The following is a 13,520-nucleotide window of genomic DNA, read 5'->3' on the forward strand; positions in this document are numbered from 1 at the left end:
TTTTTGCCAAGTCGATAGCAATTAAATTAGACTGTGTCATGTATGGACTCCTTATTTGGTAAAAGTGTTTTGCAATATCTTTATACCGTACTCTCCCGTTAAGGGGGAGGAGTCCATACATCTCCCATCAGCGTGTTTTGTAGGTTGAGATTTATCTCGACTACTGTAAGCTGAACCGCTCTACAAAATTATTAAAAAAGGCCGCAAATGCGGCCTCTCGTTGGGGAAAGAAGACTCAATCAGAGCCTACTAAATTTTGCTTATGGCTTGTACTGCGCGTCTAACGTTAGGCCAGAGAACGTACGGTAAGCATTAACACTTAGGTGCCATGTACCCGCTTGCGGATTAGTGATTACACAAGTCTCGGTATTACCATTTTCATATGGACGACAGTCATAGCTGCTTGCTGTAGGCTGAGAGCCAAACTTAACGAATAAGTCAGCGTCACCTGAGCCACCAAATGTTTTCACGGTGAAGTCGCTCATACCCTCAGGCACTTCGATTGTGTAGTGAACCCACTGGCCACTTGAAGCTGAAATATCTTCAACGGTACCGCCACCCGCTTGAGGGCCACCTGTGCTAGAACCTGAAGTTGCCGCAACTAAACTTACGCCTGAATAAGCTTTATAGCCGTTAATCATTACATGGTATGTACCAGCTTGAGGTGCGTCAAAGCTACAAACTTCGGCATTACCACCTTCATAAGGACGACAATCATAGCTGCTTGAAGTTGGTTGACTGCCAAGTTTTACATAAAGGTCAGCATCACCAGTACCACCGCTCATGGTGAAAGTAACATTGGTTTTACCTGCAGGCACGTCGAAAGTGAAGAACTGATCACTACCAGCTGCACCACTTAAGCCTGTTTTCGCTACACCATCTTCGAGCGCATTGCCTGTAGGAGGTGTAACAACATCGCCTAGTGCTGCGTTGACAGCTGCTGAAGCATCAACTAAACCGGTACCACAATTTGAACAGCTACCAGCGAAACTGCGAGTCGTATTTTTTAAGATTGACTCTACTTCATCAGGTGTCGCTGATGGTTTAGCTTGCTTGATAAGCGCAGCAATACCTGCAACATGAGGTGCTGCCATCGATGTACCTTGTGAGTAGTGGTAAGTATCATTCGAAGGTGAACCAGAACCTGAGTTGTGAGTAGATAGGATACCTTCAGGGTCATTCGCAAAACTTTGCGCGCCACCTGGAGCTGCAACATCAATGTTTGCGCCATAGTTTGAGTAATAAGCACGGCTACCATCACGACCCACAGATGCTACGTTTACCACGCCATTACAGTTACCAGGGTTGTAGTTTGCTGAGTTATCGTTGTCGTTACCTGCCGCAATAACAATGACTGTACCGTTGTTACGTGCTTGGTTAATTGCGTTTTGCGTCGTCGAGCTACATGCACCCGAGCCACCTAAACTCATATTAATAACATCGGCAGGGTTAGCATTTGCTGGAATGCCTGATACTGAGCCACCTGACGCCCAGATAATACCATCAGCGATGTCAGAAGTTAAACCACCACATTTACCAAGAACACGTACTGGTACTACTTTAGCGTCATACGCAACACCGGCAACACCTTCACCGTTGTTTGATACTGCTGCAACGGTGCCTGCTACATGCGTACCATGCCAGCTTGAACCTTGTGCACCGTGAGTATAGCCACACTCATTTGCTGAAATTGCATCACCAGGATCTCGAGCATCGCTATCGCGACCGCCACCGTCATTCGCGACAAAAGTATCAGAAATCATATCGTAGCCAGGTAAAATATTCGCATTCAAATCTAGGTGCGGACGATAACCTGTATCGAGTACAGCAACAACAACGCCCTGACCTGTTGCTTTATCCCACGCAGCTGGGGCATTAATACCAGCAGCAGCTTCGTAGTAATGCCATTGATCGTTATAACGAGGATCGTTAGGCGTTGCAAATGGCTTTAGCATTTGGTCAATTTCGATGTATTCAACATTACCAGAAGCCATCACTTCGTTCATGAATGCTTGTGCTTCTTTTGCTGATAGCTTTTTGTCAGCACGCATAACGTGGTGATTGCTAAGTGCCATTGGGCGTACGTATTGAGCGCGAGCACTCGCTTTACTGCTCTTAAAGCCTTGTACAAAGCTTTCTGCACGTTGTTGCATTTTAGCTGGAGCAAGATCCGCAGCTGAAAGGCCCATCATTTGCGAACCCGCATCTTTGTACTTGATGATGAACTGTGTACCAAGCGTGCTTTGTGATGATAGTTTTTGTGCCGTTGCTGCAAGCGCTGCATCTTGGCCGATTGATTGTGCTGGTGCGGCTGTAACTGCTGTTGCAGTGAATAATGCGCTCACTGCGACGCTTAGTGCAGCGCGCTTAAAGTTTTTATTGATTGTCATAATGTTTCCCTAGTTTCTAACTTGTTGTTCAGCTGTTAATAAAAAGCTGATGGTCAGTGAAAGTAAACTCCTAGTTAAAAAAAAGAAAGCGCTGTTTTGTTATTTGCACTAATTTTTTAGTTATATGTGGATGGATAAATGGCTATAAAAAATTCTTACTGTATTGTTTTTAATCGATATTTTTCACTTTTGTGAGAGGGCGAATAAATTTCAGTTACATTGTAAATGACTGTAAACAAAATAGTGTTTTTAACTTTGTGAAGCTTTTGTAGCCAATAGAGTGGATACTTTTTTAGTATTAAAGGGTGGGTTTTCTGGGATGTGCTAGTTGTATTTTCTTGTTTTTGAAGGTGTGAGAAATGATAGCGCTGACATAATGTTTACAAGTGTTTAAAAGGTATGCGAGTGGCTATTGATATTCGCAGCTGTGATTGGATAAAGAATCTAGGTATAATTTTCGCTTGGTCGCGATTTTGCCGTTAAAAGCTAAACTGTTGGCAAAGCGGTAAGTGTAGAAATCTTAGATAAAAAGTTGAGTGAGTTTATGCAACAAATAGAGGTAGTCGTTATCGGCGCAGGCGCTGCAGGATTGATGTGTGCTGCACAGGCTGGATACCGAGGGCGACAAGTTGCAGTGGTTGATATGGGAAAAAAGCCTGGTCGTAAAATTTTGATCAGTGGCGGTGGCCGCTGTAATTTTACCAACGAAAATGCTTCACCTGCTAACTATCTATGTAAAAATCCACACTTTGTAAAGTCGTGTTTGAGCCGCTATACCCAGCATGATTTTATTGAACTGGTAGACCGCCACGGTCTTGCATACCACCACAAAACACTTGGGCAGTTGTTTTGTGACAATAGCGCGCAAGACATTGTGGATATTCTTCTTACAGAATGTGACTGGGCGGGCGTGTCACTTCACTTACGTCAAGAAGTCCTTGCGGTTGAACACCAAGCTGATGGTCGCTACTTAGTCAAAACCACGACTCAAACCTTTAACTGCGAGTCAGTGGTGATCGCCGCTGGTGGCCTAACCATGCCAAAACTTGGCGCAACGCCAATCGGCTACAAAATAGCGGAGCAATTTGGTTTAACGGTGTTACCAACCACGGCAGCGCTTGTACCATTTACACTCCATGATCACGACAAAGCACGCTTTGATGGTTTGTCTGGTATTAGCGTAGATAGCCTAGTGACCAGCGCAAGCGGTATCCAATTTAGAGAAAATATTCTCTTTACTCACAGAGGCTTATCTGGCCCTGCAATTTTGCAGATCAGCTCATTTTGGAAAGCAGGCGAGTTTGTTAGCATCAATTTACTACCTGACTTAGATGTGCAAGCACAACTCCATGATTGGCGCAGTGAGCAAGGGCAAAAGAGCCTCAAGAACTTGCTTTCGACCATTTTACCAAAGCGCTTTATTGAAGCCCTAATCAGCGACGGTAGCATCCCAGATAAAAACGCCAACCAACTCAGCCACACTGAGATTGAAAAGCTCACTGAAACTCTCACCAGCTGGAAAATAAAACCAAATGGTACAGAGGGTTATCGCACCGCAGAGGTTACGTTAGGCGGTGTAGATACCGACGAACTAAGTTCAAAAACCTTCGAAGCTAAAAAACAAAAAGGCCTGTACTTTATCGGCGAAGTAACCGATGTCACTGGATGGCTCGGGGGCTATAACTTCCAATATGCATGGAGCTCCGGCTGGGCATGCGGACAGGTTTGTTAGCCCAAATAACGCTCAAAAGCGGCTATAGATTGATATTAATTGTAGCTTATCAAAAGAAAGGTTTTACCAATTAAAAAGGACACTAAGTATGGCACTTAGTGTCCTTTTGATTGTTAGCCAGTTATCACGTCATACTGACTTTGCCTACTAACGGTGCTTCAGGATAGGTTTCAATAGTTTCGGCTTCGCCACGGTGATCGCTGGCTAGCTTTTCATAAAGCAGCGGTAAGACAATCAAAGTGAAGAAAGTACCAATGAGCATGCCTGCGACTAAGATAATACCTATACTGTTGCGCGCTTCTGCGCCTGCGCCAGTTACTAAGACCAACGGGAAGTGACCAAGCACGGTTGCACCTGTAGTCATCAGTATAGGTCTTAGACGTGTGGCCGCTGCCCCTTTTACCGCCTCAAATTTCGATTTACCTTCAAGTTGTAAATGGTTCGCAAATTCAACAATCAAGATGCCATTTTTGGCGATTAAACCGATGAGCGTAATTAGGCCGATTTGACTGTAAATATTGACTGTTGTGAGTGATAAAAACGGTAGCATCAATGCACCTGCGAGTGCCAGCGGTGCGCAGCCGAGTAGTACCACGAGCGGATCTCTAAAGCTGTTGAACTGGATCGTCAGTAAGAAAAACACCACTATCATGGCAAACAAAAGTACGCCAACCATGGTATTGCCTTCTTTTCTTAGCTGTCTTGATTCGCCAGCGTAGTCAATTGAGTAGTGACTAGGTAAAACGTCTGCTGCAATTTCCTCTACCTGTGTGAGCGCTTGCTCTTTGGTAATGTGTGGTAGTGTGCCTGCCAATATTCTAAACGAGTTTTGCTGGTTGAATGAGCCTAGCACTCTAGGGCTTGTAAAGGTGCGCAAGGTAGCAAACGCTGAAATCGGAATAAGATCGCCAGCATCGGTTCTTACTTGCATATTAAGAATGTTCTCAGGATTGTACCTTTCGCCATCGCCCACAATGGGAATGACGCGGTAGGCTTTACCTTCTTTGTTGAAGTAGTTGGCAAAATTATTCGACATATAAATACTAAGTTGCTCGTTTACCGACGACAAACTGAGACCTAAGTCAGCAACCAGCTCTCGGTCGATTTCAAGCTCGGCTTGCGGCAGGTCGATTTTTAGGTCGGTATTGACGAACATAAAGCTGCCACTGGCGGTAGCGCGTTGAATAATCTCATCAGCGTACTGCTTCATCGCAGTTGGGTCGTCACTGGCACGGAATACTACTTCAACATCAAACTGTCCTGCGGTAGGAAGCGATGCTGGTAGAATAGGAAATAAACTTAGTCCAGTCACGCTGCCTAACCGGCCGTATAGATCGTATAGTAAGTCGTGTACTGAATTTTCTCGCTCATCAAATGGTGCAAGCTCTACACCACCAAAACCTGCTGCCGCCGTAATAATCTGCCAAGTAAACTCAGCGCCTTCAGTGGCGTTCATGACTTCGGCTGTGTCATTCATTTTCGCTGAAGTATAAGCTTGAGAAGACTCAGGTGGTGCTTCCACTACGACTTGGATACTGCTTTGATCTTCGATGGGCGCTAGCTCTTTTTGTGATAACAGGTAAAACGGCACCGACAATAAAGAGAACACGATAGCGACAAAAAAGACCTGTGGACGCCACTTAAACAAGGTATCGAGTGCTCGAAAGTAGAACGCTTGTAATCGATCAAAATAGCCATTGACCTTTTGCGTTAATTTACCTTCTTTACCGCCTTCGGGATTAACGTAAGCACTCATGATGGGCGATAAGGTAATAGCAACCAGTCCAGAAATTAATACCGCAATGGCTAGGGTGAACGCGAATTCTCTGAATAAGAACCCCGTTAAACCTGTTAAAAATCCGATTGGCGCGTAGACCGCAGCAAGGGTCAGCGTCATGGCAATTATTGGGACGAGTAATTGACGTGAACTGATAAGCGCGGCTTGTAATCTGGGTTTGCCTTCGCGCATATGACGTGCAACGTTTTCAACCACCACGATGGCATCATCCACCACTAAACCAACAGAAAGCACGATAGCCAAAATGGTCAGTAGGTTGAGTGAAAAGCCCATTGCTGAGATCACCGCGATTGCGCCTAAAATAGAGATAGGAATAGTCACCAGCGGCACCATGGCGGTTCTAAACGAGCCCATCATCGCGAGTACAACAATCCCCACAAGTAGGACGGTTTCCCCAAGCGTGGTGAAGATTTCTTTTATGGAATCACGCATATAAAGCGTGCCATCGTAGCCAATTCTTAGATGCATGCCGTCGGGTAAGATGGTATTAATCTCATCAATCTTTTTATACAGCGCATCACCAATATCGATTTCATTGGCACCCGGTAATGCCCACACCGCTAAGAATACCGTATCGTGGTCATCAAGGCGTGCGGTTACCATGCCTTCGGCTTCACCGAGTTCTACCGTGGCGATGTTACCAAGCTTGAGTTGCGTGCCATCGATTTCTTTTACCACTAGGTTGTTAAAATCAGCTACCGTTTTTAACGAGGTATTGGCCATCAGGTCGATGCGTTGTCTGTTATTTTCACTGTAACCTAAGGTGGCAATGGTGTTGTTTGCTTGTAGCGCGGTAAATACATCGCTGGCACTTACGCCATAGATAGCGAGTTTTTCGGTATCGAGCCAAATTCGCATAGCGGGATCGCGGCCACCTTCCAGCGTCACTTTTTGGACACCGGGAATATCAGACATAGAAGGGACAACATTACGGATCAAATAATCACTCACGTTATTACGTGGCAGACCTTGAGATTCTACATCGAGATAGAATACCGCATATGGGCTGTCGGCACGTACGATTTGAATGGCTGGATCTTCCGCTCCGCTGGGTAACTCAAATTTAATCTGGTTTAATCGGGTAGTCAGCTCAGCCAAGGCGTCGGTGGTACTGTGATTAAGTTCAAGCCAAGCGGTAACTTTGCTAAGTCCCGAGGTAGTTATCGAGTCTACATAGTCGACACCCGGAACGGTAGAGGCCACTCGCTCGATAGGCTCAGTAACATAGCCTTTTACGACGTCTGCGGCAGCGCCCGTATAGACAGTGTTGATCACCAGTGAGGCACTTTCTATTTTTGGATATTGCTGCACCGATATATCTCGGGCGGCATTAAAACCCGCTAGTACAATAAGCAATGACACCACGATCGCCAGTACCGGCCGGTTAACAAAAATATCCATGATAGACGGCTTATTTTCGTGTAATGCGCTCATTACTGGCCTCCGTTATTGCCATCAACAGCGGCAACCTGATCGGTATAAACCAGTAAGTTTTCTTGTAGCTTAAATGCGCCTTCAGCAGCAATAAATTCACCACCGCTAAGGCCTGATAGCACAAGTTGCTGATCGTTGACCTTATCGCCTAATGTGATTTTTACCGGTTTTGCCCGCCAATTTTGGCTGTCGTCCTTTTCAAGTACATAAACAAATTCCCCAAAGTGATTACGAGTAATCGCATTGGTTGGCACTACTGCGGCGCTCACGACCTCGGTTGGTACATTGACTAACACCATTTGGTTGTGGCTGAGTGTGCCATCGCTGTTTTGTAGCTCAGCACGATAACTTTGTTGACGCGATGCGACATCGACCATTGGCATTTTGGCTGATACGCGAGCAGGCTTTTGGCCGCTGGTATTAGAAATTGCTACGTTAACGTCTTCGCCTAAGTCAGGTTGTGGTAAGGTTTGTGGAATTTTGAAATCCACCCAAATGCTGTCGTCTAACCCAACCAGGAAAGTGATTTCGCTATTGGCATCAAGTAATTGACCAACCTGATATTGCTCTAACCCCGTTTGACCCGGGTAAGGTGCTCGGATGGTTTTTTTCTCGATTAATGTGGTTAGTCGTTTTACGTCTGCCTGATTAATTGCAACTTCAGCCTCGGCTTTGTCTACCTCATCTGGGCTGATCCGTTTTTGTTCTAGTAATTTGGCAACCCGTTGATAGGTTGATTTAGCAAGCTTTACTCGAGCTTTAGCCGCTAATAGATTCGCCTCATCAATGCTGCTATCTAAGCGCAGTAATACTTGGTTTGCTGCTACTTGCTCACCGGGCTGAAAACCGACGTAAGTGATAAGACCGGGATACTCGTTACTAATGGTAACGGTGCGCTTGGCATGGAGCTGACCTACAACCTTAACCGATTTAATATGCTCAGTGGTTGATACATACGTGCTTTTGACCGAAGCCGAGGGCTCTGGGAAAGATTCCCCAAAGGCGATTGCCGCTTGGATTTGTGTAAACTTCACAAATCCAAGGCTGGTAATAACGATGAGAATGATGACAACGGCCATAAGCCAACGTTTGATGTTCATTGTGATTTCCTTAAGTTAACGAAGCTCGAGCGCTTGCAATTCTTTCTCTATGCGTACCAGCGAATCTTGAGTGATAGGCTGTTGCCATGGATAACTGTTAAGTAATCGCACGGTACTGCGAATAACAGGGTCATTAAGCTCAAGTGGTGCGAGCAATGAAGCCGTGCCCTCAACAATTTGCTTAGTTTGTTGCAAGCGCAGTACTTGCTCATATCCTACGGTAAGCGCCCATCCGGTGATGATGATTTCTTCCACCATGTCGTGTAGATCTGGTGTAGCTTGCAACTCACCTGCTTCAATGCCATCAATCAGCGCTTGTTTAAACACGTTTTCACAGCCACCACAGGATTCGATAATTTTATTAGTCCAAAACTCAGAAGCCCTTTTAATCACTGCCTCATTGGTAGAGTAGGACTGCAATTCATAATCAAAAGAGAAGCGTTTTAGTTTTTGTGGCGAGATAAGACACACTGCGAGCATGCGTTCTGGCGTGCTAAGTGGTAAGGATAACACTTGCTTAAAAACACTGGATGTATGGGTAAAAGACTCATAGGCCAGCGCCATTACTAGGTCTTCTTTGGTCTGCACAAATTTATAGATTGAGCCCATAGACAACCCTGCAAGCAAAGAGACTTTTGCCATTGTAAAGTCAGTGACTGAAGACTCATTAATGCATTGTTCCGCAGCGTTTAAAATCATGCGTTGCTGGGTTTCTTTATCATATTTAGGTGCCGGTGCCATCGTTTCTCCTTAGAGGTTGAACCTTATTCGAATGATATTCGAATAAGGTTCAATTATAGAGAGCATTTTTAAAAGTGCAATAAGTAAACAGAGTTTGGTTTTCAAAATAGGAATTTTGTGTATAGATTGGTTCTGAAGGAAGGCTCAGCACGGCGCGTCATTGTTATAGCGACGTGCTAATAGTTTAGTGGTTTAAAATCCAGCTTTTAACGGGCTTTAACCACTCGTCTCTCGGGAGATAAAAAGCGCCGTGTTCCTTACCGGTTGAAATCGAAAGCTCTGTAAAGCTTTTGAGGTTTGCAGAGCGTGCTTTCACAAAATCGCAAGAACCCACTTGATCTGAGGTTTCGTAAACGGACAACACCTTGCCATAGAGTTGAATCTCGGTTTTACTTTTGATAAGTCCAGCGCAGCCTGCTAGTACCACGTAGTGAATAGCATCGTTTTTTAATGCATCACTTGCCATTATCGTTAACGCGCCACCGCGAGAAAACCCCACGAGTGTAATGTTGCTAGCACTGACGCCCGCGTCCAGTAATTTGTGAACCTTGCTAACCAAGGTTTTTGTATACGCGTCTGGTGCGACGCCTTTAGGGCGGTGCTCAGCAATTAGCGTATAGGCATCATCACTTAAAGCTTGTTTGATGGCTGGAAAGTCATATTTCCCCCAGCGCTTATGAATAGGCGTTTCATTATCACCTTCAACGATATAGCCATGAGAGTAAAAAACATATTTGGCAGATGGATTAATCTGCTCAGGTATATCTGGGAAAACTGCTTTTGCAGAGGCGATTGATGCCACGCAAGCGGCAAAGGAGGCGCATGCAGCGCGTAGTAAAGGATTCATTTTTGAGTCTTTTTAGTTGATGTAGCGAGATGGTAGCCAAGCTTTGATAAAAGAAGCAAGCGTAGCGCGACCATCGTTGGGTATTGAGGTGAAGGCCAAATAAAGTATGCAGATATTTCTATAGTAGGTACACTAACTAGCGAAACAGGTAATAGGGTAAATCGAATGAGTAGATTACAGTTTTTGAAAGTAAATAGTGATGTAGCAGATGACATGCTCAAGTTAAAAGTGCGTGACTCACAACAACATCTAATTGCATCAAACGCCGAGTGGATCATTGAGGATAGCTTTAATGAAGATAGCGTGTGTTTTGGTATGTACGATGATGACTTGCCTGTTGGTATGATTGCGCTTATTGATCCTCGCTTGGTTGGGGATGACAATGAGCACTTTCAGGCACAACACTTATACATATGGCGTTTGATGATTGATGAAGCGTCACAATCTAAAGGCTATGGTAAAGCCGCTATGTGTTTTGCCAAACAGTATGCTGAGTTAATAGGGTTAGTTGGTTTGTCGCTTACAACCATGGATACAGAGGCCGAAAACGCGTTGAACTTTTATCAAGCATTAGGTTTTACTCCGACAGGAAGAAGGCTTGATGGTGAAATTGAGCTCATCTACACACAGTAATAATTACGCTTCAGGCTTACGCCATTGCCAGCTCGCTCTTATCACCCATCCAGCGCCAGATAATCGGGTCAACAATATCGCTGTGGTTTTTTAGCACGGTAAAAGCGAGGCTTCTCACTTGCGGTAATAAATGTTTATCACGGCTAAGATCGGCAATTTTTAGCTCCGCCAATCCAGTTTGTTTTGTACCAAGTACTTCACCCGGGCCGCGGATCTCAAGGTCGCGCTCGGCGATGACAAAGCCGTCGTTACTTTCTCTAAGCACTCCTAAACGCTTTTGCGCAGTGACCGACAGCGGTGCATGGTAAAGCAGTAAACAATGTGATGCGATTTGTCCGCGACCAACACGGCCGCGCAATTGGTGAAGTTGTGCCAGACCCAAGCGCTCAGGGTTTTCAATGATGATAAGGCTAGCGTTGGGTACATCCACGCCAACTTCAATCACGGTTGTGGCAACCAGCACATGGGTATGACCTTGTTTAAATTCGTCCATGATGGTCTGCTTTTCTTGGGCTTTCATGCGACCATGTACCAGCGCAATATTAAGTTCTGGCAAGGCTTCGGCAAGTGCTTTGGCGGTGTCTTCTGCGGCCTGGCATTGTAACGCCTCCGACTCATCTATCAGCGTACATACCCAGTAAACTTGACGCTTATCTTCAACACAGGCTTTTTGTACTTTTTTGATCACTTCATTGCGTCTGGTGTCTGGCACGGCGACAGTCGTGATTGGTGTTCTGCCCGGTGGTAGCTCGTCGATAATTGAGGTTTCAAGATCTGCATAGGCCGTCATTGCCAAGGTTCTCGGGATTGGGGTTGCGGTCATCACTAACTGATGCGGATAGCAATCGCCAAACTTACCCTTTTCTCTCAGCGCTAGGCGCTGATGCACACCAAAACGATGTTGTTCGTCGATGATGATAAGCGCAAGGTTAGAAAACTGTACTTGCTCTTGGAATAACGCATGGGTGCCAACCACCATCTGTGCTTGCCCTGAAGCAATACGCTCAAGCGCATGAGTGCGTTCCTTGCCTTTGGTTTTACCACCCAGCCATACGGTTTCTATGCCCATAGGTTCAAACCAATTAAGGAAGTTGATGCCGTGTTGCTCGGATAGGATCTCAGTGGGTGCCATCAGTGCTACTTGGTAACCCTGCGCGATAGCCGTTAACGCACTAAGCGCTGCCACAAGCGTTTTTCCTGAGCCAACATCCCCTTGCACCAATCGCATCATGGGGTAGGGATGTTGTAAATCACCTTTGATCTCTGCCACTACTCGACTTTGGGCATTGGTGGGGGCAAATGGCAAGGATGACAAAAACTGGGCTTCAAGTGGATTGGTGGGCACTAGTGCAACCGCTTTTACCGCTTGGCCTTTTTGCCTAAGCTTAAGCAAGCTGAGGTTTTGTGCCAATAACTCTTCAAACGCTAAGCGTGCTTGCGCGGGGTGTTGCCCAAGCTCTAATTGCGCTAAATCCACTTCCTGTGGTGGGCGGTGGAGTAATAACAGCGCTTCTTTTACACTTTGCTGCGATGGTCGATATTGAGCTGGTAAATAGTCTGGTACATCATATTTGCGCAGTAACTCAACGGCTTGATCGGCAATTGCACGAATGCTCAGTTGCTTTAATCCTTCGGTGGTAGGATAAACTGGGGTAAGCGTCGCTAGACTCGGATCGCTCGGTGCAGAGCGAGTCTCTTTGATGCTGTATTCTGGATGCGCCATTTCAAAGCCATAATGACCGCGGCGAACTTCACCAAAACAGCGGATCACTTTGCCCGCTTGCATGGCATTTTTTTGTGCCGCATTAAAGTTGAAAAAGCGCAACGCGATCCGCCCCGTCCCATCATTAACATAACACACCAACATGCGGCGTTTGCCTTGCGTGATTTCGCTGCGTTCAATCTCGGCTTCAATACTGACATGGCTATGCGCTTGCAGCTCGCAGATAGGATAGGTGCGCGCACGGTCTTCATAGCGCAGCGGAAGGTGAAATAACATGTCTTGCACCGATTGAATGCCAAGTTTGGCCAAACGCTCGGCCGCTTTTGGGCCTACGCCTTTTAATTCGGTGATTGGATAAGTGGCCAAATTTGGTGTCGACATGCTAATCCTCTAGCGCGATCCGCGTTATTTATTTCTTCTGCGTAAACTTAAGAATGTCCCAAAAAGCGTCGTCTGCAACGATTTCACCGTGCTCATCAAGTGCCGGGTAAGGTAGCCCTTTTTCGCGACAGCGGGTTGCAATGATTGGATGACATCCTTCAAATAGTAACTTATGTTTTACCACAGGATCCATCATATCTGTACGTTTGTACAGTCCTGCTGCATCTCTTTGGCGCTGCGCTTCGTATAAAATAAGCGCTGCAGCAACAGACACATTGAGTGATTGCACCATACCTTGCATTGGGATCACGATGTGCTGATCCGCATGCTCAAGTGCGCGCTCTGAGATCCCTAAACGCTCTTGCCCGACAATAATAGCGGTAGGTTTGGTGTAATCAATTTCACGAAAATCAACGGCGCTATCGCTAAGATTTGTAGCTAATAATTGTACACCTGGGTTTTGTTCACGAATTGTCGCAACAGCTTGGTCGATATGCTCATGCATATGGGTTTCAACCCAATTTTTGCTGCCGCCAGAGGTATTGTTTGTTAACCGTCTTTGATCTTGTGGCCATACCGCGTGTACGTGGTGACAGCCAACCGCGTCTGCGGTGCGCACAATCGCTGACAGATTATGGTGCTTATGTACTTCATCTAGGCATACTGTGAGGTCGGTTTGGCGTCTATCTAATACGCTTTTTACACGATGGAATCTATTCTCAGCCATCTACTTACTACTCT

Annotated in this window: 9 protein-coding genes; 2 read left to right on the forward strand and 7 right to left on the reverse strand. The window is 45.8% G+C overall.

Annotated features, from left to right (window positions below; translation table 11 throughout):
* Positions 1 to 260: 260 nt before the first annotated feature.
* The gene (locus MHN30_RS22835; RefSeq protein ID WP_239361204.1) at positions 261 to 2,390 is read right to left on the reverse strand and encodes a S8 family peptidase; all 2,130 of its coding nucleotides are present in this window, start codon (positions 2,388 to 2,390) and stop codon (positions 261 to 263) included.
* 544 nt (positions 2,391 to 2,934) lie between these two features.
* On the opposite strand from MHN30_RS22835, the gene MHN30_RS22840 reads away from it, so the two are divergent.
* Positions 2,935 to 4,122: an NAD(P)/FAD-dependent oxidoreductase gene (locus tag MHN30_RS22840; RefSeq protein WP_130165039.1), complete on the forward strand. Its 1,188-nt coding sequence runs from the start codon at positions 2,935 to 2,937 to the stop codon at positions 4,120 to 4,122.
* Positions 4,123 to 4,246: 124 nt separating this feature from the next.
* On the opposite strand, the gene MHN30_RS22845 is transcribed toward MHN30_RS22840, so the two are convergent.
* From MHN30_RS22845 to MHN30_RS22860, 4 genes are all read right to left on the reverse strand, one after another.
* The gene (locus MHN30_RS22845; RefSeq protein ID WP_130165038.1) at positions 4,247 to 7,354 is read right to left on the reverse strand and encodes an efflux RND transporter permease subunit; all 3,108 of its coding nucleotides are present in this window, start codon (positions 7,352 to 7,354) and stop codon (positions 4,247 to 4,249) included.
* The gene (locus MHN30_RS22850) at positions 7,354 to 8,454 is read right to left on the reverse strand and encodes an efflux RND transporter periplasmic adaptor subunit (RefSeq protein WP_130165037.1); all 1,101 of its coding nucleotides are present in this window, start codon (positions 8,452 to 8,454) and stop codon (positions 7,354 to 7,356) included. Before MHN30_RS22850 ends, MHN30_RS22845 begins: the two co-directional genes overlap by 1 nt.
* Positions 8,455 to 8,469: 15 nt before the next feature.
* Entirely contained in the window at positions 8,470 to 9,195 is a 726-nt protein-coding gene (locus MHN30_RS22855) for a TetR/AcrR family transcriptional regulator (protein WP_130165036.1), read from the reverse strand.
* A gap of 184 nt (positions 9,196 to 9,379) precedes the next feature.
* Positions 9,380 to 10,042 (reverse strand): alpha/beta hydrolase, encoded by a 663-nt coding sequence (locus MHN30_RS22860; RefSeq protein WP_239361205.1) that lies wholly within the window; start codon positions 10,040 to 10,042, stop codon positions 9,380 to 9,382.
* Positions 10,043 to 10,207: 165 nt separating this feature from the next.
* Between MHN30_RS22860 and MHN30_RS22865 the strand changes: the two genes are divergently transcribed.
* A complete protein-coding gene (locus MHN30_RS22865) occupies positions 10,208 to 10,675 on the forward strand; it encodes a GNAT family N-acetyltransferase (RefSeq protein ID WP_239361206.1) in 468 nt (155 codons plus the stop codon).
* A gap of 16 nt (positions 10,676 to 10,691) precedes the next feature.
* Here the strand turns inward: MHN30_RS22865 and recG are convergent, their stop codons facing one another.
* A complete protein-coding gene (gene recG / locus MHN30_RS22870) occupies positions 10,692 to 12,779 on the reverse strand; it encodes an ATP-dependent DNA helicase RecG (protein WP_239361207.1) in 2,088 nt (695 codons plus the stop codon).
* Positions 12,780 to 12,807: 28 nt separating this feature from the next.
* Positions 12,808 to 13,506, reverse strand: coding sequence for a tRNA (guanosine(18)-2'-O)-methyltransferase TrmH (gene trmH, locus MHN30_RS22875; protein WP_017218399.1), 699 nt, complete (start codon positions 13,504 to 13,506; stop codon positions 12,808 to 12,810).
* Between the last annotated feature and the right edge of the window lie 14 nt (positions 13,507 to 13,520).

This window comes from Pseudoalteromonas sp. OF7H-1 (assembly GCF_022347825.1).
In the GTDB taxonomy this organism is placed as follows: Bacteria; Pseudomonadota; Gammaproteobacteria; order Enterobacterales; family Alteromonadaceae; genus Pseudoalteromonas; species Pseudoalteromonas maricaloris.

Coding starts and splice junctions, on each gene's coding strand:
- MHN30_RS22860 (WP_239361205.1), bottom strand. CDS start 10,042: ATGAATCCTTTACTACGCGCTGCATGCGCCTCCTTTGCCGCTTGCGTG.
- MHN30_RS22835 (WP_239361204.1), bottom strand. CDS start 2,390: ATGACAATCAATAAAAACTTTAAGCGCGCTGCACTAAGCGTCGCAGTG.
- MHN30_RS22865 (WP_239361206.1), top strand. CDS start 10,208: ATGAGTAGATTACAGTTTTTGAAAGTAAATAGTGATGTAGCAGATGAC.
- recG (WP_239361207.1), bottom strand. CDS start 12,779: ATGTCGACACCAAATTTGGCCACTTATCCAATCACCGAATTAAAAGGC.
- MHN30_RS22840 (WP_130165039.1), top strand. CDS start 2,935: ATGCAACAAATAGAGGTAGTCGTTATCGGCGCAGGCGCTGCAGGATTG.
- MHN30_RS22845 (WP_130165038.1), bottom strand. CDS start 7,354: ATGAGCGCATTACACGAAAATAAGCCGTCTATCATGGATATTTTTGTT.
- MHN30_RS22855 (WP_130165036.1), bottom strand. CDS start 9,195: ATGGCACCGGCACCTAAATATGATAAAGAAACCCAGCAACGCATGATT.
- trmH (WP_017218399.1), bottom strand. CDS start 13,506: ATGGCTGAGAATAGATTCCATCGTGTAAAAAGCGTATTAGATAGACGC.
- MHN30_RS22850 (WP_130165037.1), bottom strand. CDS start 8,454: ATGAACATCAAACGTTGGCTTATGGCCGTTGTCATCATTCTCATCGTT.